This window comes from Pseudomonadota bacterium (genome assembly GCA_016719885.1).
GTDB lineage: Bacteria > Pseudomonadota > Gammaproteobacteria.
In genome coordinates, this window is the sequence record JADJYF010000019.1 from 38,252 (window position 1) to 61,365 (window position 23,114).

General features: G+C 63.1%; 15 protein-coding genes and 1 pseudogene. 15 read left to right on the plus strand and 1 reads right to left on the minus strand.

Going from position 1 to position 23,114, the window contains the following annotated elements; translation table 11 throughout:
* Positions 1-89: 89 nt before the first annotated feature.
* From IPM80_18810 to IPM80_18830, 5 genes are all read left to right on the plus strand, one after another.
* Positions 90-2,015: a hydantoinase/oxoprolinase family protein gene (locus IPM80_18810; GenBank protein MBK8960405.1), complete on the plus strand. Its 1,926-nt coding sequence runs from the start codon at positions 90-92 to the stop codon at positions 2,013-2,015.
* A 2-nt stretch (positions 2,016-2,017) separates the two neighbouring features.
* Positions 2,018-2,389 (plus strand): acetone carboxylase subunit gamma, encoded by a 372-nt coding sequence (locus IPM80_18815; GenBank protein ID MBK8960406.1) that lies wholly within the window; start codon positions 2,018-2,020, stop codon positions 2,387-2,389.
* Positions 2,376-4,502: a hydantoinase/oxoprolinase family protein gene (locus IPM80_18820; GenBank protein ID MBK8960407.1), complete on the plus strand. Its 2,127-nt coding sequence runs from the start codon at positions 2,376-2,378 to the stop codon at positions 4,500-4,502. The genes IPM80_18815 and IPM80_18820 overlap by 14 nt, the downstream gene beginning before the upstream one ends.
* Positions 4,503-4,535: 33 nt before the next feature.
* The gene (locus IPM80_18825; GenBank protein ID MBK8960408.1) at positions 4,536-6,770 is read left to right on the plus strand and encodes a hydantoinase B/oxoprolinase family protein; all 2,235 of its coding nucleotides are present in this window, start codon (positions 4,536-4,538) and stop codon (positions 6,768-6,770) included.
* Between the two features lie 124 nt (positions 6,771-6,894).
* Complete coding sequence (locus IPM80_18830; GenBank protein ID MBK8960409.1) at positions 6,895-7,620, plus strand: hypothetical protein; 726 nt, start codon at positions 6,895-6,897, stop codon at positions 7,618-7,620.
* Here IPM80_18830 and IPM80_18835 read toward each other — a convergent pair.
* Positions 7,594-8,265 (minus strand): TetR/AcrR family transcriptional regulator, encoded by a 672-nt coding sequence (locus tag IPM80_18835; GenBank protein MBK8960410.1) that lies wholly within the window; start codon positions 8,263-8,265, stop codon positions 7,594-7,596. The two genes, IPM80_18830 and IPM80_18835, sit on opposite strands and share 27 nt — an antisense overlap.
* Positions 8,266-8,844: 579 nt before the next feature.
* On the opposite strand from IPM80_18835, the gene IPM80_18840 reads away from it, so the two are divergent.
* From IPM80_18840 to IPM80_18885, 10 genes and pseudogenes are all read left to right on the plus strand, one after another.
* Positions 8,845-9,906, plus strand: coding sequence for a photosystem II stability/assembly factor-like protein (locus IPM80_18840; protein MBK8960411.1), 1,062 nt, complete (start codon positions 8,845-8,847; stop codon positions 9,904-9,906).
* Positions 9,907-10,868: 962 nt separating this feature from the next.
* Complete coding sequence (locus IPM80_18845) at positions 10,869-12,563, plus strand: DUF1302 family protein (protein ID MBK8960412.1); 1,695 nt, start codon at positions 10,869-10,871, stop codon at positions 12,561-12,563.
* Between the two features lie 581 nt (positions 12,564-13,144).
* On the plus strand, positions 13,145-13,315 hold the full coding sequence (locus IPM80_18850; GenBank protein ID MBK8960413.1) for a hypothetical protein: 171 nt from the start codon (positions 13,145-13,147) through the stop codon (positions 13,313-13,315).
* Positions 13,316-13,335: 20 nt separating this feature from the next.
* Positions 13,336-14,591: pseudogene (locus IPM80_18855) on the plus strand (IS256 family transposase).
* Positions 14,592-14,657: 66 nt separating this feature from the next.
* The gene (locus tag IPM80_18860) at positions 14,658-14,837 is read left to right on the plus strand and encodes a hypothetical protein (protein MBK8960414.1); all 180 of its coding nucleotides are present in this window, start codon (positions 14,658-14,660) and stop codon (positions 14,835-14,837) included.
* 81 nt (positions 14,838-14,918) lie between these two features.
* Entirely contained in the window at positions 14,919-16,874 is a 1,956-nt protein-coding gene (locus IPM80_18865) for a DUF1302 family protein (protein ID MBK8960415.1), read from the plus strand.
* A 371-nt stretch (positions 16,875-17,245) separates the two neighbouring features.
* Positions 17,246-18,391 (plus strand): VWA domain-containing protein, encoded by a 1,146-nt coding sequence (locus IPM80_18870; GenBank protein MBK8960416.1) that lies wholly within the window; start codon positions 17,246-17,248, stop codon positions 18,389-18,391.
* The gene (locus IPM80_18875) at positions 18,388-20,667 is read left to right on the plus strand and encodes a hypothetical protein (protein ID MBK8960417.1); all 2,280 of its coding nucleotides are present in this window, start codon (positions 18,388-18,390) and stop codon (positions 20,665-20,667) included. The genes IPM80_18870 and IPM80_18875 overlap by 4 nt, the downstream gene beginning before the upstream one ends.
* A gap of 7 nt (positions 20,668-20,674) precedes the next feature.
* Entirely contained in the window at positions 20,675-21,661 is a 987-nt protein-coding gene (locus IPM80_18880) for a GTP-binding protein (GenBank protein ID MBK8960418.1), read from the plus strand.
* A 31-nt stretch (positions 21,662-21,692) separates the two neighbouring features.
* On the plus strand, positions 21,693-23,075 hold the full coding sequence (locus IPM80_18885) for a DUF1329 domain-containing protein (GenBank protein MBK8960419.1): 1,383 nt from the start codon (positions 21,693-21,695) through the stop codon (positions 23,073-23,075).
* The last annotated feature ends 39 nt before the right edge of the window (positions 23,076-23,114 follow it).

Here is a 23,114-nt window from a genome sequence, read left to right on the forward strand (position 1 = left end):
GGTGTGTTGCCTCACACCTGCTTATCGCCTTATCGACGGCCTGGCAGCACGACACTGCATCGCTTTTTTTGGGGAGGAATGCGCACGCCATGGGCATCTTGGTCAACATCGACAACGGTGGCACTTTCACCGATGTCTGTATCAGTGACGGAAACAAGGTCGTGCACGCGAAGTCGCCGACCACGCCCCACGATCTGACGCAGTGTTTTCTGGAAGTACTGAAGCGCGGCTCGCGCGAATTGTTCGGCGAGGACGACGCGGCGCGCCTGATCCGCGAAGCCGATTGCCTGCGCTATTCGACCACCTCCGGCACCAATGCCGTGGTCGAGCACAAGGGCACGGCGGTGGCGCTGCTGGTCGATGCCGGGCAGGAACAGAGCGTGTACGGCGCCATCTCCAGCCTTGGTGACAACTCGCTGTGGAACGCGATGGTGCCGCAGGCGCCGGTCGGCATCAAAGTCGGCAAGGATGGCGCCATCGACGCCGGCGAGCTGACTTCCATCATCAACCAGCTGCTGGCCCAGGGCGCGCTGCGCCTGGTGGTGGCCCTGTCCTCGGAGGCCGCGGAACAGAACATCAAGTCGGCGCTGCTCGATCGCTATCCGCGCCACCTGTTGGGCGCCATCCCGTTCCTGATCTCGTCGGAACTGGCGCAGGATTCCAACCTTGCCCGGCGCACCGTCACGGCGGTGGTCAATTCCTACCTGCATCCCGGCATGGAGCACTTTCTGTACGGCGCGGAAAACATCTGCAAGGAGCAGCATCTGCGCCGTCCGCTGCTGATTTTCCGTAACGATGGCGATTCGGCGCGCGTGGCCAAGACCACCGCCATCAAGACCTGGGGCTCCGGCCCGCGCGGCGGCCTGGAAGGTTCGCTGGCCTACGCCCGTCATTACGACCTGGACGCGGTGGTGGCGATGGACGTGGGCGGTACCACCACCGATATCTCGGTGGTGCTGGACAAGACCGTCAAGCAGCTCGCCTACGGCGAAATCGAAGGCGCGGCGACCTCCTTCGCGCTGCCCACCATCCACAGTTTCGGCGTTGGCGGCAGCTCGGTGCTGCGTGTCGCCAATGGCGCCATCACCATCGGCCCCGACTCGGTCGGCGCCGCGCCCGGGCCGGCCTGTTTCGGCCGTGGCGGCACTTCGGCGACGCTGACCGACGCCCTGCTGGTGGCCGGTGTGCTCGACCCCAACAAGTACCTCGGCGGCGAACTGGTGCTGGACCGCGCGCGCGCCGAACAGGCCATCCGCACCCACATCGCCGAACCGCTCAAGGTCGAGCTCGAGCAGGCGGTGGCGGCCATCATCAGCGCGTTCCAGGCGACCGCCGGTCGCCACGTCAGCGATGCCGTCAAGGCCTCGGGGCGCGACCCGGCCAAGGCCGTATTGCTCGCTTTCGGCGGCGGCGGTCCGATCATCGCGTCGGGTATCGCCAGCGCGGCGGGCATGAAGCGCGTGCTCATTCCGCGCCTGTCGTCGGTGTTTTCGGCTTTCGGCATCGGTTTCAGCCATCTCGCCCATGAATACCAGGCGCCGGTTGCAGCCAATGGCGATATCTCGGCGGTGCGCAGCGACCTGCGCCGGCGCGTCGAACGCGACATGTACGGCGAAGGCGTGGACCCGGCCAAGTGCCGTTACGACGTGACGCTGTGGGCGGCGGCCGGCGAGTTCGCGGTCGAGCGTCCCCAGAGTGGCGACACGGCCAGCGTCGGCGCCGGTGAAAGCGACCCGCGTCTGACGGTGCGCGCGATCTTCGAATTGCCCACCACCCAACTGCTGGCCGACACCGTGAAGAGCTACAACGCGGTCAAGGGCGGCGCCACGGTCGACATCAACCTCGATGGCAAAGGCGCGGTGAAACTCGCGCTGGTCGAGGACACGGCGCTCAAGCCGGGTGATGAAGTGACCGGGCCGGCGCTGGTCCGCGGCAGTTACCTGACCTGCGTGGTCGCCGCCGACTGGCGCCTGCGTGTTTCGAGCAATGGCGATCTCTTCGTCGAGAGCAAGTAATCATGGCCAAGCACTCCGTCGCAATCACCGAATATCTCGAGATCGACCTGGACGCCGAGCGCTGGCACTGCCGGCGCTGCGGCCATGACATCGGCTCGGCCCGTTCACCTTATAAAGAAGGCTTGCTGGTCTACGAGCGCGACCCGCGCGAGATCCATCGGCCGATACTCGACCCGGAAAAATACGAGTTTACCTACGCGCCCGATCCGAGCTGGTGCCGCATCATCGAGTTCTACTGCCCGAGCTGCGGCACGATGATGGAAAACGAATATCTGCCACCGGGCCATCCTTTGACCAACGATATCGAACTCGACATCGACAAGTTGAAGCAACGTCACGCACAAGGGGAGGGGAAGAGCGATGCGGCGGGTTAGTGTTGATATCGGCGGAACGTTTACCGATTGCTTTCTCGCCTACGACGGCAAGTACATCGAAGCGAAGGCGCTTACCACCCATCACAACCTCGCCTCGGGCTTCATGGAAGCGCTGGGCAATGCCTGTGGTGAATTGAACCTGTCGGTGCGCGACGTGCTGTCGTCGGTGGACGCCGTGCGCTACGCCACCACCCTCGGCACCAACGCGCTGATCGAGCGCAACGGTCCGCGCGTCGGCCTGGTGACGACCGCCGGCTACGAATCCTCGGTGCCGTTGATGCGTGCCCGCGGTTATGGCGATGGTCTCGACCATGCGGGCCAGACCGACCTGCCGGGCGCCGATCGGCCGGTGCCGCTGGTGCCGATCCCGATGATCGTCGGCATCAAGGAGCGCATCGATTACAAGGGCGCGGTGTGCATGACGGTCGACGACGAGGACGTGCGCAAGGCGGTGCGCAAGCTGGTCGACCAGGGTTGCCAGGCGTTCGTGGTGGCGCTGGTCAACGCGGTGGTCAACCCGTCCCACGAAAAGGAAGTCGAGCGCATCATTCTCAGCGAGTACCCGACCCACGTGCTGGGCGCGCTGCCGATCGTGCTGTCGCATCGCGTGGCCGGTCGCAAGGCCGAATACTCGCGCACCATGTCGGCGATCCTGGATGCCTACCTGCACGACCAGATGTATCACGGCATGTCGACCTTGGAAGTCGCACTGCGCGCCAACGGTTATGCGCGGCCCATGCTGCTGGTGCACAACACCTCGGGCATGGCGCAGTTGAATTCCACCCACTCGCTGCAGACCATCCATTCCGGCCCGGTCGCAGGTCTCGAAGCCACCGGCTATCTCGCCGGGCAGTTCAAGGAACCGAACGTCATCGCCACCGACATGGGCGGCACCTCGTTCGACATCGGTCTCGTGACGTCCGACGGCGTGAAGTTCTACGACTTCAACCCGGTCATCGACCGCTGGCTGGTGTCGACGCCGATGACCTATTTGCACACGCTCGGCGCCGGTGGCGGTTCCATCGCGCGCTACGACCGGCTGTGGGGTGCGGTCGAAGTGGGGCCGGATTCCGCCGGCTCCGACCCGGGCCCGGCCTGCTACGCGCGGGGCGGCAAGCTGCCGACCACCACCGACGCGAATCTCGTGCTCGGCTATCTCGACGAAGAGAACTACGCGGGCGGCACCATCAAGCTCAACCGGCGACGCGCCGAGCGCGCGATTGAAGAATACGTGGCCAAGCCCGCGGGGCTGTCCTTGATCGACGCGGCCAAGGCCATCAAGCGCAAGGTCGATGCCAACATGGCGTCGGCGATTTTCAAGGAAGTCGCGGTCAAGGGTTACAACCCCAAGGACTTCGTCATCCTTTCCTATGGCGGCGGCGGCCCGATCCATGCCTGCGGCTATGCTTCCGAGATCGGCGTGGCCAAGGTGCTGATTCCGCCGTTCAGCTCGGTGTTCTCGGCGCTGGGTGCCGGCAACATGAACCAGTTGCACATCCACGAGAAGTCGCTGTACCTGATGCTGTACGACGCGACTTTCCGCACCGTGCTGTCGGACTACACCACGTTCAACGAAACCGTGACCGAGCTCGAAGAGCGCGGCCGCGAGGATCTCATTCGCCAGAACGTGCCGGTGGACAAGATCCGGACGCGCGTCGAACTGGACATGCGCTACGGCAACCAGCTCGCGCAGATCAGCGTCACCAGCCCGATAGCGCGTCTGTCGACTGAGCACGACATCATCACGCTGCTCGACCGCTTCAGTAACAACTATGCCCAGCGCTTCGGCGAAGGCAGCCAGGCGCCGGAGGCGGGCGTGCGCATCAACGTGATCCGCGTGGTGTCCTACGTCGAACACGACAAGCTGAGCTTGCAGCGCTCGACCGCATCTGACGCCACCAAACCGGTGGCGCGCAGCGAGCGGCCCTGCCATTTCCCGCAGCTGGCCGAACCGATGATGACGCCGGTCTACGATCACACGGCGGTCACCGACGGCATGACGGTGCCTGGCCCGGCCTTGATCGAAACGCCGCGCACGACCTACCTGGTCGAACCCGGCTGGACCTTGACCATGGGGCTGCTCGGCTCCGCGGTCATGGTCAAGAACGCTTGAAACAACTGAAGGTCCCGCGCGGGAGGATTTGACATGGGTGGCGATAAGGAAAAATCAGTCATCGAGAAATTTCTCGAAGACAACGTACTTTTTCTCGGCCCCGATCCGGAGATCATGGAAAGCCACAAGATGGCGCCAATCTCGGAACGTGAAGAAAAGGCGATGGCGAGCTTCAGCAATGCCGACCAGATCAACCTGGTACGACACAAGCTGCAGACCGCCTGCAACGAATCGTTCGACATGGTCGAGCAGATGGGCGCGGCGCCCGGCGCCAAGTGGGGCGACTTGATTTCAGGCGTGTGGACCATGCATGGTGACCTTGCCATGGCCTCCATGGGCGGCGTGCTGATCTTCTCGGTGCTGACCCAGCACCCGGTGAAGTTCATCCTGAAGTACTGGAAGGATGATCCGACGGTCGGCATCCGTCCCGGCGACATCTTCATGCACAACGATGCGCGCTACGGCAACATCCACAACACCGACCAGAGCCTGATCATCCCGGTCTTCCACGAGGGCGAACTGATCTGCTTCACCGGCGCCATCGTGCACGAAGGCGAGAACGGCGCCTGCGAGCCGGGCGGCATGCCGTCGGCGGCGGAATCGCCGTTCGATGAAGGTCTCAAGATGTCGCCGTTCAAGGTCGGCGAGAACTACGAGTTCCGCCGCGACATCATGACCTTCCTGCAGAACTCGGTGCGTGAGCCCAAGCTGCAGCTGGAAGGCATGAAGTCCAAGCTGTTCGCGGCCATGCGCATGGAAGTGCGCGTGCGTGACGCGATTGCCGAGTACGGCGTCGACGCGGTGGTGGCGACCCTGCGCAAGACCCTGGTCGACACCGAACAGGAGACCCGCCGTCGCCTGTCCACCTGGCCAGACGGCACGGTGCGCACCAACCTGTTCGCCGACGGCACGCTGCGCGAGAATTGTCTCATCAAGATCCGCTGCGAACTCGAGAAGCGTGGCGATGAACTGATCATCGATTTCCGCGGCTCGTCGCCGGAATTCCTGAATCGCGCCAACAACACCGTGCTGGCGTCCTTGAAGGGCATGCTGGCCCAGGAATTCCTGAGCTTCGTGTGGCCGGATCTGCCGCGCAACCAAGCAGTGTTCGCACCCATCAGTTTGAGAACCGACAAGCGCTCGACCCTGCACTGTTCGCCCGACGCGCCGAATGCGCAGAGCATGATGACCTTCTTCCCGAGCTTCACCGCCGTGCAAATCGGCGTGCCGAAGTTCCTGTATAGCGCCGGGCATCGCGCCACCGACGTCATCGCCGGCTGGTACAACATGATCGTCACCTTCCTCTACGGTGGCGTGAACCAGTATGGCGAACTGGTCGGCAACGTGTGCGCCGACCTCAATGGCATGGGCGGCGCGGCGCGCTGGAACCGCGACGGCGAACATTCCATCGCGCCGATCTTCGCGCCGATGGCGGACATCGGTGAGCAGGAGCTGATCGAGGAAGAAGTGCCGCTGATGAAAATCGTGCCGCACAAGCTGATGCGCGACGCCAACGGCTACGGCAAGTTCCGCGGCGGTCACGGCTACCAGCAGATTGCGACCATGAAGGACAGCTCCATGTGGGGCTACATGTGCTGCTCCATCGGTTCGAAGTTTCCGTCCACCATGGGTATCTTCGGTGGTTATGCGCCGGGCTGCTACCCGCTGTGCAAGGTCAAGGGCGTGAACGTCTTCGAAGAGATGCAGGACCATCGCGACCTGCTGCGCTTCACGGTCGAGGAGATCATGAACGAGCGTCCCTTCAAGGGCGCCAAGTACTCGACCCATCACATGGGTCTGCAGCTCGAGTTCGCGCAGCCGGGCGAGCTGTACATGATCACCCAGGGTTCGGGCGGCGGCTACGGCGACGTGCTCGAGCGTGAGCCGGAAGCGGTGTCGCGCGAGTACCTCGACGACCTCATCTCCATGTACACCGTCACCAACATCTACCACGTGGTGCTTGACGCCGAGAGCGGCGCGGTGGATGTCGCGGCCACCACCGCCAAGCGCGACGCCGAGCGCGCCAAGCGCAAGAAGCTCGGTAAGCCGTATAAGGATTTCGTGAAATCCTGGGAGACCGAGCATCCGCCGGAAGGTGTGCCGTACTATGGTTCGTGGAAGGATCGCAGTCTCATCTACCGCGGTTCCAAGGACGATACCTGCCCGGCGGACAACATCGTGGCGGTGATGATGCGGGACCCGAAGGACGTGCGCATCGAGAAGCTCGAGGCCGAACTCGCGGCGGCTCGCGCCCAGTCCAAGAGCTGACACTGAAGCCGCCCGGCGTGGCGGCAAGGCGGAACGAGCTGTGGCTACTGCACTGCTGAAAACCTGGCTGGCGCAGCGTGACTCAACGCTGCGCTGGATTGAATTCGAAGCCTACGCGCGTCGCGTGTTCGCCAACGATCCGGCCGACTGGTATCGCGATCCGGTGCGCTATGCCGCGACCCTGATCCAGGCGCAGGGCGTGGTCGGCAGTCATTGCCTCAGTGTCGACATCACGTCGCCGTTCATGGCGGCCCATGAGGGCGGCGACCTGCCGGCTTCGTTTGCCGCCAGTGCGCCACTCGATTTCGTCAGTGAAGCCTTGAACGCGCTGGCGCATCGCTTCGAGAGTCGTCTCGACCTGGTTTTGAAATTAACCGCGCCGTGGGACCTGCTCGGCGGCGGCGATGACGCCTCGTTTGACGCGATGGACGATTTGGGCACGGCGCTGGCCGCCTGCATGCGCCGTTTCTCGGACCGGCCGATTGCCGGCTTGCTGCTGGAGACCGCGCGCACGGAAGCGCTGACGGCGGATGAAATCGATGCCTATGAGCCGTTGATCAGTGCGGCGCGGCACTACGGTTGGACGACCGCCATGGCATTGGCGGCCGACCGCGACGGTGCCATTGCCTCGGTTGCGCTGGATCTCGACCTGCTGCTGTGGCCGCAACTGGAAGCAGCCCGAATTCCAAGCGCCGCCGGCAAGCCCGCACACGGCGGTGGCTTGAATGACGACGTGTGGGCGGCGCTATCCGCCCCTCCCCAGGGCAGCTCCGCGCTCCTCTACGGCGCGATACCCGCTGCCGCCACCCCGGAAACCATCGTCTCAATCACGCGCGCGCTGCAGGGCTGACAGCGCGCGTCCCGCGCGGCCGCTGGTCATTTCGCCGGCGTCGTCCCCGTAGGGCGTCAAGGCCGCCAGCAACATGCTGTAGAGCTCGTCAAACGCGGCGGAAATCGTCAGGTCCGTCGAATCGTAGAAGTCCGGCTCGCGCAGTCGATTGATGCTCGCGAACACCACCTCGGCGACGAAGGCGGGCGGGATCTTGCGGAACACGCCGGCGCGTGTACCGCTGTCGATGAGCTTGCTCAGGCCCTCGACGCGCAGGCGCACATGGTCCTGCCACAGGGCCCGGGCGGGTGGCCAGCGATGAATGTCGGCGACGGTCGTCGGGCTGAGATGCTCGGCTGCGCGCACACCGGCCTGTAGGTAGGCGTAGATGCGTTGCTGGGCATCGCCCGCAGCCTCACAGGCCTGAGCGGCGTTGCACCGAATTCGTGCAAAGAAACGCTCGAGCACCAACAGCACCAGGTCCCGTTTGCTTGGCGCGAGCTCGTAGAGCGTCCGTTTCGAACAGCACAGGCGAGTGGCGATCTCGGACACGCCGAGGCTCGCGAAACCCTCGCGCAATACCATGTCTTCGAGCGCGTCGAGCAGTTCGCAGCCGCGCTTGCTGGGAGCGAGCCTTGGGCTCGTGGGTAGCGGAGTTGTAGGCACCGTCGCTCGCAATGATGTGCGTGGCGCAGATGATAGCCCATCCCGGCGCCGCGCCCAGCGCCGACGTCCTTGCGCACGCCGGGGCGTGGGCTCGTCGAGGCGCCCGGCCGAGGCCTGGAATGGGCCGCGCCAAACACGGTAGGTGCCTAAATTTTTTATGAAAATTACTCGATTGACAGGGGTAGCCCTCACCCCTATATTCGCCCGGCCGTCACTGCGCAGTGGGGTTGGCCTTACATCCGTTACGGTATCTGACGGGGGCTGCTGAATCTGTGATAATCCTGACGGGTGGGCATGGCGGCGCGAGCCGCTCCGATGCCGTGCTGGGGATGGTCGCGAAGGCGAGCACACGACGCACGATGGTCGTGGAAGATTTCGAATAACAAGGTTTCGCCCGGTCGCTGGTCCTTGCAGGACTGCTGGCTGTCGGGCCCAGGGGAGTCAATCAAGATGCAAAGCCTGAGCTTCATTCGAAGCGGCTGCCGGTGCGAGCAATCCACCTATAGAGTTTCCGCCGTCGCCGCTACGCGCGTGCGTCACGCTTCATAAATCCAATTATTTCAGCCGAGTCCAAACACAATGAACAAGCTCATTCGTTCTTGCCGTCGTTACGCATCCCTGGCGGCTGTTCTTTCCTGCTCTGCCATGCTGGCCGCGCCCGTGCTGGCCGAAGAGGCGCCGGCTGCCGCCGCACCGGAAGCAACCCAGGAGCAAGCGGCCGCCGATCAGTCCATCGAGGTGGTGCGCAGCGGTATTCCCCATGACGCGCTGTTCGCGCTCGACATGAAGGGCCCGTGGGGCCTGGCGGTGGGCAATTTCGGCCTGATGCTCGAAACCAAGGATGCCGGTGCGAAGTGGGAGACCTTGCCTGCCAAGACTCCCCTTGGCCTGTTGGGCGCCAAGCGCGCCGGCGATCACCAGGTGGTGGTCGGCCAGCAGGGACTGGTGCTGACGCGCAATGGCGACGGCGAGTGGACCGAAGTGAAGAGTGGCTTCGACAAGCGCCTGCTCAATGTCGACATGAACGAAGCGGGCCTTGCCATCACGGTCGGCGAATTCGGATTCGTCGGGCGCTCCAAGGATTTCGGCGCCACCTGGGAGCCGGTCGCCATCAACTGGTCGGACTTCAACGACGAAGGCTACGAGCCGCATCTGTACGGCGTCGTGGTGACCGCCGAGGGCTCGGTGATGGTCGCCGGCGAATTCGGTCTCATCCTGCGCTCGGACGACGGTGGCGGCACCTGGCACGCTGTCAACAAGGGTGAGGAGTCGATCTTCTCGATGACGCTGGCGCGCGATGGCAGCAACTCCGGCTTCGCGGTTGGTCAGGAAGGCTTGATTCTCAAGACCACCGACGGCGGCGCAAGCTGGAATCGCATCAAGGCCGACACCAACGCCAACCTGCTCGGCGTGTGGTCGGGCAACAGCGAAGTCGTGATCGTGGGTATCCGCCAGATGCTTCGCAGCAGCGACGACGGCGCGACCTTCAGCACCTCTTCCGACGTCGGCATTATTCGCACCTGGTTCCAAGGCATCGCCGCCGGCGTGTCCGAGACCAAGGCAGGCGAGAAGGGCTTCCTGCGCCAGCAGAACGTGTTCGTGGCAGGCTACCGTGGCACCATTGCGCGCGTCGTGAAGTAAACCGCTCCGCTTCCATTTCCTCACGCGACGCGGCCGCTTACCCCGGCCGCGTCGTCGTTTCCGGGGTCTGACCCCTCCCGTTCCAGGCAATGCGACAGCTCCCCGAAGGTGGGCCTCGGCCCGGTATCGGGGTGTTTTGTCTGAATTCCGCCACAAATTTGTCGCCGCGGCGATGCGGCAATCCAACTTTTCTGCCGATAAGCATTGACAGCTATTTTTAAATAGCCCGTAATATCAGCCTTCTGAATAGTCATTCGAATTCTGAATAATTATTCTATTTCCTAGCTGCGTTGCGCACTTACAACGGCAACGTGTACTCCGAGCACGGCGGGGTTCCATAGCAGAGTCATCGTGTTACAGAGGAGAGTGGAGTGAAAAAAGATAATTTTGCCAGCCTGTTGATGGCGGGAGGCATGGTCGGCGGCGTTCTGTTCGCCGGGACCGCCTCGGCCATCGACTGGAATATCACCGGCTTCGTCCGTCAAGAGATTGCCTACAGCCTGAATTCGGATGGCAATCCCAACAACACGATGGACGACGTGTTCAACGACCGCATCACGCCCAACGTCACGCATGCCAACTACGGTGATGCCGCGACCACCGCCGCCGTGACCGGGGCAAACCCCAGCCTGTACCTGCCTGGTGCCGGCTTCGCCAACTTCCGCGCCCGCGCCCATGCCGATCACATCGGTGCTGGCGTGACCCAGGTCGGCAACGAACTCTTCGCCCTGGCCGGTGGCGAGACCAGCTCGCCAGTCGACTGCCAGTTCAGTCAGCAACGCGCCATCGCGGCCGGTTCCACCGGCAAAGGACCGAACGTCGGTGGTTTCGTCACGTTCCCGGGCGCCCTGTGCCCTGGCGGTGGCGGTTCCCCGCAAGCCGGTGGCAACCAGTTCGCCAAGGCCGGCCCGGTGCCGGGCGGCGATTTCTCGCTGAAGAACGACGATTCGCTCGACTTCAACATGTTCAACTCGCGCCTCGAGTTCGACATCCAGGCCAAGTTCAACGACGAATTCTCGGCCTACATGAAGGCACGCGTGTACTACGACGGTACCCGTCACTTCACCGACGGCAAGATCGGCGACAGCTTCGGTCCCGGCCAGTCGGGCAGCGGTGTGTGGAGCCATCGCCGCAATACGCTGCTCGAGTACAACACGCCGGACGCGATTCTTGACCTGCCGGCCTTCTACCTCGACTGGAACCGTGGCCCGCTGTGGTTGCGCGTCGGCAACCAGGTCATCGCCTGGGGTGAAGCCTATTTCTTCCGCACCATGGACGTGGCAAACGGCCTCGACCTGCGTCGTCACCTGACCTTGGGCCCGGGCGCCGAGGAATACCAGGATCAGCGCATTGCCTCGCCGGGCGTGCGTCTTTCCTACACCTTCAGCAACGGCTTTGAACTCGACGCTTTCGCGCAGATGTTCTCGCCGAGCCTGCTGCCGGGCCAGAACACCCCGTACAACCTCGTGAACGACGACGTCTACCTGAACGAATCGGCTGGTTTCAAGGATGCGCGTGGTTCGATGAACTTCGGTGCACGCATGACCATGCCGATCACCGAGCAGTTCACCGCCATCGTCGGCGTGGTGAATCGTCGCAATCCTGACGGCGTGCTGCGTAACGTGGACGCACCGACTTATTGGGACGGCCACATCAACACCGGCTGCGTGAACCAGTTCAACGACACCTTGAACCTGCTCAACGGTGGCAACGGCCTGCAGAACGCCGCGGCGTTTGGTTTCCCGACCTTCGACAAGCGTGCACGCACGATGGAGAACGGTTGCGGTTCGGCGTTCTCGCCTGATCACAACGCCGCGACTTCGATCAACTACTGGTCGAACATCGCGTCCGGTCGCATCGACAACGCCAACTACCTGCGTCACATCATCAACGACTTCCCGGCTTCCAAGTGGGCGGTCCGCAACATCTTCAACTTCGGTGACGAAGTGAACTTCGTTGACGCGATGCGCACGCTGGAAGGCTTCCGCTCGTCTTTCGGCCCCTTCACCCAGTGGGTGGGACGCGAGTTCAAGCGTGAGACCATCGCCATGGTCGGCGGTAACTATGTCGTGGAGTCGGAGAACGAACTGCTCGACCAGTTGATCATCCGCGGCGAAGTTTCGGTGACCCCGAACAAGCGCCTGACCACTGACCTGTCGTGGGATTACAAGGAAGTGACCGACGTCGTCTCTGCCTTGATTCTCGAGAAGTACATGCGTTTCTCGGAAGCTTTCCCGGCGACGTACATGGTGTTCCAGTGGATGCACCGCACTTCGACCGACATGTTCGGCCGCGACCTGGACAAGAACAACATGCCGACTATCGGCCACTTCATCGACTCGAAGACCGGCGCCTTCAAGCCCGCGGCTTTCGATCCTGAAGAGCTGAAGCCGCGCGGCAGCGACAATGCCGACTACGTGGTGTTTGCGTTCCAGCAGCCGTTCCCGAACCTGATCTGGCGCTTTGACATGTCCCTGCTGATTGATACCGCCGGCGGTTATCTGATCCAGCCGGGCGTGCGCTACCGTCCGTCCGCCAACTGGCAGTGGGATGTGTACGCGACCGTCATCGCCTCGCCGGGTGGTACCAACGACACCATCACCGAGACCCTCGATTTCGCTGACGAAATGTTCGTCCGCGCGACCTACTTCTTCTAAGAAGGTCCGTCGAGTCCTGAAAGAGCCGGCCCCGTGCCGGCTCTTTTTTGTCCGGGGTAAGGCAAGCGAGGGCTCCCGCTCCGGGCGGCCCCTCTCCTTGCGCCGCACTTGCCCCTCCCTGGCCTCCCAATTTCTCACTTTCGATACTGCTGCGGGCAACGCAGCAACTTGCCGCTCCTACAATCCTCCATCCGCTCAGCCGCTTAAGCGACTGCCGGTGCAGTGCACAACAAATTGCCGTCTCACCTGCCAGGACGAAGCAGCCCTACGCCGCCGTATCTGGCGCCGCCGAAGTACGTCTTTCGACGTATCGGAAGCGCGCTTTTGAGGCCGATTTTGTGGCCTCATTTGTCCAATCGTGTTGTGCGTGTGCAACACGAGTCGTCCTAAGGGCGGCGGCGATTATGGTCCGGGCTTGGCGAAAATGATTGACAGGGCCATGAAAAGCGGGGCGTAATGCCCCCCTGGCCGGGATTCCGGCAGACAATTTTCCATCTGTACCAGATAGACAACGTCAGATTGTCGTCTTGGTACGACTGGGGTTCCAAAAAAGACACATGGTTTTACAGAGGAGAGCGGGAGTGAAGAAATACACAATCGCCCAATATCTGATGGCCGGAGGCATGGTGGGCGGCGTACTGTTCGCCGGCACCGCGTCCGCCATCGATTGGAATATCACGGGTTTCGTCAGACAAGAGATTGCCTATAGCCTGAATTCGGACGGCAATCCGAATTTTGTGTGCGAGGCGTAACATGACCGAGAGGATCCGTTATGCCAAGCAGAAAGACGACCAAGGCGGCCGCGTCAGCGGTGTTGCCGGAGATCCCGAAAGAGCTGGTTGACCAGTTCGTGAAGGGCCCGATGAGCGCGGAGGCGGTGCAGGCCGCGTCCATGGCGTTCAAGAAGGCGCTGATCGAGCGCGCACTAGGAGCCGAGCTTTCCCACCACCTGGGCTACCCGCCCGGCGAGGCCCGGCCAGACGATAGCAGCAACCACCGCAATGGGGTGAGCGGCAAGACCGTCCTGACCGAGGATGGGCCGGTACGGATTGACGTGCCTCGCGACCGCGAAGGCAGCTTCGAGCCGCTGCTCATCCCCAGTACGAGCGCCGCTTCACTGGCTTCGACGACAAGATTGTGGCGATGTACGCGCGCGGCATGACGGTGCGCGAGATCCAAGGCTTCCTGGCCGAACAGTACGGCACGGAGGTCAGCCCGGAGTTCATCAGCTCGGTGACCGACGCGGTGATGGCCGAAGTGACCGCCTGGCAGAGCCGGCCGCTCGAGCCGATGTACCCGGTGGTGTTCTTCGACGCCCTGCGGGTGAAGATCCGCGAAGATGCAGTCGTTCGCAACAAGGCGGTGTACCTGGCGCTCGCCGTGCTGCCCGACGGCACGCGGGACATCCTGGGCCTGTGGATTGAACAGACCGAGGGCGCCAAGTTCTGGCTGAAGGTGTTCAACGACCTGAAGACCCGCGGCGTGGGCGACTTCCTGATCGCGGTGACGGACGGCCTGAAGGGCCTGCCAGAGGCCTTGTCCGCGGTGTTTCCGGCGACGACGCTGCAGACCTGCATCGTGCACCTGCTCCGCAACAGCCTCGACTACGCGTCGTGGAAAGACCGCAAGCAGCTGGCGGCGGCCCTCCGGCCGATTTACACGGCGGCCAGTGCGGAAGCGGCAGAGGCGGCCCTGAACGCGTTCGAGGCCAGCGCCTGGGGGCAGAAGCATCCGACGGTCGTCGCGACATGGCGCCGAGCCTGGGATCGGGTCATCCCGTTCTTCGCCTTCGCCCCCGAGATCCGGCGCGTGATTTACACCACCAATGCGATCGAGAGCCTCAATAGCCAGCTGCGGAAGATCATCAAGACTCGAGGGCACTTCCCCAGCGACGACGCGGCGAGCAAACTGCTGTGGCTCGCAATGCGCAACATCACGGCCGACTGGACCCGGTCAGTGTTGGAATGGCGACGAGCCATGAACCAGTTCGCCATTGCCTATGGCGAGCGTTTTACCAACCCGACTTAACCGACTGCCTCGCACACGAAAATCCTGACAGGCCCCCTGAATTCGGACGGCAATCCGAACAACGACATGGACAACCCGTTCAACGATCGGATCCAGCCTAACATCACGCATCACGAATTCGGCAGCCACACCACGCCGACCGCAAATCCGGGCGATTACTTCCCGACGCTCGACGCCGTGGGCCTCGTGCCGTTCGCCGGCCCGTCCGCCGGCTCCAATTCGCGTGCGCATGCGCATACCTATTGAGGTCAGAAGACCGACGGTACCGAACTGGTGCCAGCGCCCACCGGCCCGAACCCGCTGGGTATCAGCCTGAACACGGAGTTCATGACCGCGGGTAACAACACCAACTCGCCGGTGGACTGCCATTACAGCCAACAACGCGCGCTGGCCGCCGGTTCCCCCGGTATCGGTGCGAACGTCGGCGCCGTCAACGGTATTCCCAACCCGGCAGGCATCCCGATCTTCCCGGGCGCCCTGTGCCCCGGCGGCGGCGGTTCCAACTTCATCCCGGGTGCCAAGAACAACGCCAAGGGCAGCATCGTGCCCCCGGGCGACATCGCGTTGAACGACGAGGACAGCCTCGACTTCAACCTGTTCAACACCCGTCTCGAGTTCGACATCCAGGCCAAGATCAACGACGAGTTCTCGGCCTACATGAAGACCCGTATCTATTATGACGGTACGCGTCACTTCACCGATGGCAAGATCGGCGACAGCTTTGGTCCCGGCCGCTGGGGTGGTGGCATGTGGAGCAGCCGTCGCCAGACCCTGCTCGAAGCCAACACGCCGGATGCGATCCTCGATCTGCCGGCCTTCTACCTCGACTGGAACCGCGGTCCGCTGTGGGTGCGCGTGGGTAACCAGGTCATCGCCTGGGGTGAAGCCTACTTCTTCCGCACCATGGACGTGGCCAACGGTCTCGATCTGCGTCGTCACCTGACCTTGGGCCCGGGCGCCGAAGAGTACCAGGACCAGCGCGTCGCCTCGCCGGGCGTGCGTCTGTCCTATACCTTCAGCAACGGCTACGAGCTGGACGCGTTCGCGCAGATGTTCTCGCCGACCATCCTGCCCGCGCAGAATACCGCCTACAACCTGGTCGCGACCTCCGGGGCGCGTATCAACGACGAGGCAGGTTTTCACGATGCGCGTGGCACGATGAACTTCGGTGCGCGCATGACCATGCCTCTCACCGAACAGCTGACCGCCATCGTTGGTGTGGTGAATCGTCGTAACCAGGACGGTGTGTTCCGTAACGTTGACGCTCCTGCCGTCAACAACGGTCGTATCAACACCGGTTGCGTCAACCAGTACAACGACACCCTCAACTTCCTGGGTGGCGCTGGCGCGGCGGCGGCCGTGGGTTTCCCGACCCTCGACACCCGTGCTCGCAACATGGAAAACGGTTGCGGTTCGACCTTCGCGCCGGACCCGTCGGGTACGCCGTCGCTGCAGTACTGGAAGACGATTCAGGGCGCTCGCCTGAACAACCAGAACTACCTGCGTCACGTCATCGACGATTTCCCGGCCGCCAAGTGGGCCGTGCGTGACGTCTTCAACTTTGGTAACGAGCAGAACTTCGTCGATACCATGCGTACCGTGGAAGGTTTCCGCTCCTCGTTTGGTCCGTTCATCCAGTGGGTGGGCCGCGAGTTCAAGCGTGAAAACGTGTTCATGGCCGGTGGTAACTACGTCGTCAACTCGGAAAACCCGTTGCTTGACCAGTTGATCATCCGCGGTGAAGTGTCGGTGACCCCGAACAAGCGCCTCACCCATGACCTCGAGTTCAAGTACAAGGAAGTGGACGACATCGTCTCGTCCATGATCTTGGAGAAGTACTACCGCTTCTCCGATGCGTTCCCGGCCACCTACATGGTGTTCCAGTGGATGCATCGTACGGCGACCGACATGTTCGGCCGCGATCTCGACAACAACAACACGCCTGGCATCGAGAACTTCATCGACGGCAAGACCGGCCAATTCCTGCCGGCGGCTTTCGAGAAGGGCGCGATGGATCCCAAGGGCAGCCCCATGGCGGACTACGTGGTGTTCGCCTTCCAGCAGCCGTTTCCGAACCTGATCTGGCGCCTCGACATGGCGGTGCTGATCGATACCGCGGGCGGTTACCTGGTGCAGCCTGGTGTGCGTTATCGTCCGTCCGCCAAGTGGCAGTGGGACGTCTACGCGACGGTCATCGCTTCGCCGGGTGGTAACAACGACACCATCACCGAGACCCTCGATTTCGCTGACGAAATGTTCGTCCGCGCGACCTACTTCTTCTAAGAAGGTCAGTCGAGTTTGAGAAGAGCCGGCCTCGTGCCGGCTCTTTTTTTGGTGGCGACCGCGAGTCGGGTGACCGGGCTTTCGAGGTGCCGCCGTGACCGGGCGCGACCAACTTCCCAAGTGCCCACTCTTTGCTATCATGCCGGACACACCCGATGGGCTGGGCGTGCCAGGGGAAATGGAATGCATGCCCGCCAGACGCGGTCCAACCTTATAACAACAGCCGAGCGGTACACGACTCAGCAGGCTTCCATGAGCTTTTCAGCGCGCCATTTCTGTGTAGCTACCGGTTGGCCTTCGGCACGGGGGGCTGGTTCAACCCGGCAAGCCGCGCATCAGCGAGTCGCCCCTGTGTTCACCTGGTGCCGCTGATGGATCGCGGCCGCCGAGTCATCCTGTGGGTGTGTTTCCTGGCGTTTTCCGCCGTCATCCACGCCATCGTCTCGGGCCGTGTCGGTCACCAGATCGAGCGCAACCTGGGCTTGGTGACGCCCGAAGAGAAGATTGAAATCAAGGTGCCCCCGCCGCCGCAGAAGCTGGTCGAGCGCCAGCCGCCACCGGAAGACGAACTCGAGTTCGAAAAGGAACTGGAACTCGAACCGCCGGAAGTCCTGATCGCGCCCAAGGCGGTGGCGCCGCCGCCGCCCAACGTGACGGTGGCCCTCAAGGCGCAGGCAGGTGGCGCGGGCGGTGACGAGAACGCGGAAGGCACGCCGCAGATCCAGATTGCCGGCGGCTTGAGTCTCGGTGCGATTCCCGGCACCGCGGGCAGCGGTTTCGGTGGCTTCAAGTCCGGCATAGGCAACGGCTTCGGCGATGGCACTTCGCGTTTCGCCGCCTATATCTCCGGCCTGCGCGAAGCCGGCCTCGATGTCGTCTTCTGTGTCGATGCCACCGGCTCCATGGGCTGGGTGCTGTCGGAAGTGAAAGACCGCATCGAGGACATCGCCAAGTTCGTGCGCACGCTGGTGCCCATAGCGCGCTTCGGTTTCGTCGCCTACCGCGATACGGACAACCCGGAATTCACCACCCGCGTGCAGCCGCTCACCTACAGCACCACCAAGCTCAATCGTTTCTTGGGCGCGCTCAAGGCCGACGGTGGCGGCGACTGGTACGAGGCCGTGGATGAAGGCATTCGCGCCGCCATCGACGAATCGGGATGGCGGCCCGGTGCACGCAAGATCATCATCGTCATCGGCGACGCACCGATGCGCGAGGGACAGGTCAAGAAAGTCGCGCGCCTGGTCGGCAACTTCAAACATAACGGTGGCACCTTGTCGGCCCTGGACGTCAGCGACCAGGCCAACCCGCACCTGCTCGAGGCCAATCTCGGACGCGCGGTACCGCGGGAGTTGTACCGCAACGCGCCCATGGCCGATTGGCTGGTGCTGGGCGAGGCGGGCGGCGGCGACACCGCCACCCTCGATGGCGACACCAAGCTCACCCGGCGCCTGGTCAAGCTCATCATGGGCGACCAATTCGCCAACGAAATGCAAGCGCTGCTGGACGTGCTATGACGAGGCCCAAGTTCACCCATGCACTCTGCGGGCTGTGGGTCCTGGCGTCGCTGCTGTGTATCTGCATGCCTGTCCATGCCGCGGACAACGGCAAAGTCGCTGCCACGCCGGCCGCCAATGGCGCCATCAATCCGGCCCAGGACATGGCAAAACTCGCTGACCTGATAGCGCGACTGCAGGCCGCCAGCGCCGGTTCCGAGGACTTCGCGGCGGTCGCCAACGAAGTCGGCCCGGTGATCGATGAACTTCGCCAGGCCGGCCTGGACGCCAAGCAGCTCGACGCCGTCAGGCGTCAATTGGAGCAGATGCGCACGCTCGCCGAGCAGCGTCTCGATCGATACGAAGCGGATACCAACGAAAACGAGGCTGCGCTCGAGAGCATGTATCGCTCGCGCATATGGGACGACATGAGTTTCGCGCTCGCGGCGTTTCCCTATTGGCGCGCATGGATTGACCTCGAACTCGCGCGCATGGTCACCGGCCAGGGCGAGAAGAGCCAGGCCTTGAAACCGGCGCGGAGCGGTTTCAAGGCCGCGTCGGTGCAGCTGTTCAAGCCCGGCTTGGTATACGGCGGCTGGTTGGGCCTTGGCTATGTCGAACTGGAAGGCGGGCGCAAGGACCGCGCCAAGGAGATCTTCAAGAAGCTGGAAGAAGCCTTGGCCAGCGAGCCGGATTCGCCGGTGCGCCAGGCTGTCAGCATGGAATTGCGCATGCTTGATGCCAAGCAGGGCACGGTGTCGAGGTTTGCCGGTAAGGGCGGCAAGTATTCGGACAACGATGCGCCGCTGATCAAGAACGAAGCCTTCGCCATGCTGCAACAAAGCCGCAAGACCGGCGGCCGTCCGCTGGAAGCCGCGGCGCGCCTCAAGGCGGTCATCGATGCGAGCAAGATTGACGACCAGTTGCTCAGCAACATGATGACCTATGCGCAGGAACTGTCGGGCGTCGATGTCGGGCCTTACACCGATCTTGCCGGCGCCGAGTTCGCGATGGCCAACGAGCATTGGTACAACGCGATGCAAAAATACGCGGCCTTCTTCAAGGCCGTGCAGCCGCCGGCGGATCTCGATCTCAGCAACTATCGTTATCGCTGGGCGCTGGCGGCCTACAAGAGCGACATCTTCGAGCCCGCCATCGACGTGTTGAACAAGCTGCTGTCCAACCCGCGTCTGTCCGGTGAACTCGATGAAGCGGGCTCCAAGCTGCTCTATGCGATCTACGCCACGCGAGCGCAGCGCGGCGCGTCGGAAGCCAACCAGCAGAAACTGCGCGAGGCGGCGGCGCGGTTCGTGTCGCGCAGTCCGCACGACCCCGCCGCCGATGCCGCGCGCCTCATGATCGCCCAAACCTCGCGCAGCGCCGGCGATGCCTTGCAACAGTTGGGCAAGGTGAGTTCGGCGGAAGCCAAGGCCCAGATCGGACGCACCGCTTTCGGCATCATCGCGCGCGACTTCAGCGCCGCGGTGGCGCGCGGCAAGACGGCCCAGGGCGCGGGATTGGCGCGACAAGGCATCGATGCCTGGCAGACCTTGCCGCCCGAGGACAAGAAGGATCAGTTCAACTTCGCGGTGCTGTTGGAGATGCGCTCGCTGGTCGATCCTGATCCCGATGCCGTACTGAAGGCGCTCGATCAGATTGAACAGAAGGGCAAACTCAACAACGACATAGAGCGCGCCCTGGTGTGGTCGCGCCTGCAGCTGTTCGATCGCATGAAGGACCCGAGCAAGAGCGAAGCCTATGTCGCCAAGCTGGCCGGCGCCGGCATCGCGGCGTGGCAGGTTGAATACCTCTATCCCTGGATTCGCGACCGCAAGGATATCGACCAGCGCATGAAGCTCGCGCGGCTGGTGCGCCCCGCGGTCAAGGACCAACCCGAAATGGATCGCCGCTTTGCGATGCTGATCATCGAGGACCTGCTGACCAAGAAAGACGCGACCGGCGCCAATGAACAAGCCCGCGCGTTCCTGAAACAATACCCCAAGTCGGGCGACGCCTGGCGTCTCGTCGCACGCAGCTCGGAGGCGGTGCAGCAGCCATTCGAGGCGGACCGTGCGTGGAACGTCATTACCGACAAGGCCGTGCCCACCATGCCAATCTGGTGGGAAGGCATGCTGAGTCGCGTACGCATTCGCACCCAATCCAATCGCCCCGACGAAGCCTGCCCCCTGCTCAAGCAACTCGTGAAGCAGCAGCAATACGTGCCGGCGGAATTCAAGGATGAGTTCAACGTCGCGCGCGGCGGTGCGCAATGCGCGACGACGCAGGCCGCGAACTGAGCGCCCGGTGGTGAAGGGCAAGACACCGGTGGCGCTGCTGACCGGCTTCCTCGGCAGCGGCAAGACCACGTTGTTGTCGCGGGTGCTGAACCAGGGCGGCTTCAAGGACACCGCGGTCATCGTCAACGAATTCGGCGAAGTGAGCATCGACCACCTGGTGGTGGCCGATCTCGCCGAGAACATCCTCGAACTGCGTGACGGCTGCCTGTGCTGCACCATCCGCGGCGACCTCGCCATGACGCTGCGCGATCTGAATCGCCGCCGCTACCTCGAAGAGATCCCGTATTTCAGCCGCGTCATCGTCGAAACCACCGGCCTCGCCGATCCCGTGCCCTTGGTGCACACCATGATGGCCAATGCGCCCATCCAGAGCGCCTACCGGCTCGACGCCGTGGTGTGCGTGGTCGACGGCGAACATGGTGTGGCCACGCTTGCCGCCCACGACACCGCGCAGGACCAGGTGGCGATGGCCGATGTTCTCGTCATCAGCAAAATCGACATCGCGAGCAGCGAGGCGCTGGCCGCGCTACGCGCGCGTCTCGCCGACATCAACGCCGGCGCGGAGGTGGTGGAAGTCGCCAACGGCGATATCGATGCCGCGCGGCTTTTTGGTCGCGCCCTGTTCGCGCCCGGCGCGCGCGACGAGGCGCTCGCGCGCTGGATGGCGCATGCGCATGAACATCACGACCACGGCGCACGATACACCGCCCACGTGATCCGGCATGACGGACCCTTGAGCCTGGCCGGCACCAGCGTGTTTCTCAATCGCATCGTCAACGAAATGAAGGACGACATCCTGCGCATCAAGGGTATCGCCGGCTTTCGCGAGAAAGGCGGCAAGCCGGCCATCGTGCACGGGGTGCAAAACAAGTTCTACCCGGTCGCCTATCTCGACGCATGGCCGGACGAGGATCACACCAGTCGCCTGGTTTTCATCGGGCGCCAGCTCGATACGCAGCGCATCGACGAATTATTCGCGGGCCTGTGTATCTGAACGCCGTCACGCGGCATCAAAGGAATACGCCATGGCACACATCCGCAAATACACCGCCGACTACAGTCGCCGCAAATTCCTGGAACACACCGCCGCCGGCATGTTCGGCGCCGGCGTGCTGGCGCCGGTGTGGAGCACCGCCGCCGAGAACGGCGACTTCACGAAGTCCTATCCCGCCGAACTCTTGTCCATCGAGGATTACACCAAGGGTGCGCTCAAGGCCGGCGACATCATCGACGCCAACAATGTCGACTTGGTGCAGGATCTCATCGACGGCGTGCGCTACATGCAGATCAAGCAGATGGGACGCAAGATCGAGCTCGTGCCGTCCACCACCGAGATGACCAAGTTGAGCCCGGTGGAATACATCGAGGCCACCTTGCGCAACAAGGGCGTGGCCAAGTTCGATGCCGATGGCAACGTGGTGACCCAGGATGGCAAGCCGTGGATAGGTGGCAATCCCTTTCCCGAGCCGAGCAACGGCCTCGAGATCTTCGCCGGCATCACCCTGAGCTGGGGACGCCACGACGTGTCGTTCTACCCGGTCAAGAGCTTCGAGCTCGATGTCACCGGCAAGGTGCTCTACAAGTACGAACTCGCCTGGTGCGAATTCGCGCCTACCGGGCGCGTGGTGGTCGACCCCAAGCCCTACTGGCCGGGCCACGAGGACCGCCTGCGTTACCAATCGGTGTTCTTCACCATCCCGCAGGACTACAAGGGCACCTCGTTCCTGAACAGCTGGTACTACGATCAGCGCAAATTCCCCGATCTCGACGGCTACCTGCCGCAGTTCAAGCGCGTGCGCAAGTTCCCGACCAACCAGCGTTTTGAGCCTCTGATCCCGGGGTCCAGCCTGTACCTGTCGGACGCCTGGACGGCCGGCGATCCCTATCTCACCTGGGGCAACTACAAGATTGTCGGCCGCGCGCCGTTCCTGGCCGGCCTGACCGAGAACTGGGATTCGGACGACGACAATTGGGAAGGCAAGACCCACGGTGGGCCGCTGGGCTCGACGTTCTGGGATACCAAGGTCGAACTGATCCCGGAAACCATCATCGTCGAGGCGGAACCGACCGGCTACGCGCGTGCGCCCATCAGCAAGAAACGCGTATGGTTCGATGCCCGCACCGGCCTGCCGGTGTGCATGGTGACCTACGACCGTCGTGGCGAGATGTTCAAGTCCTTCGATGGCGCCTACTCGCTGTACGACAACAAGGGTAAGCAGGTGATGGACGGCGCCAACCCCTACTGGTCATGGACCCACGTGCACGCCCACGACGTGCAGACCAACCGCATGACGCGCCTGAAGCAGGTCAAGCGCATCGCCGGCGGCTACGAGATGTTCGTCAACCAGGGCGTGGACGTATACGACAAGTACCTGACCGTCGCGGCGCTGCGGCGTCTGGGCACATGAGCGAGCAAGGGAAGCGATTCCCGTGTGGGTCAGACTTCA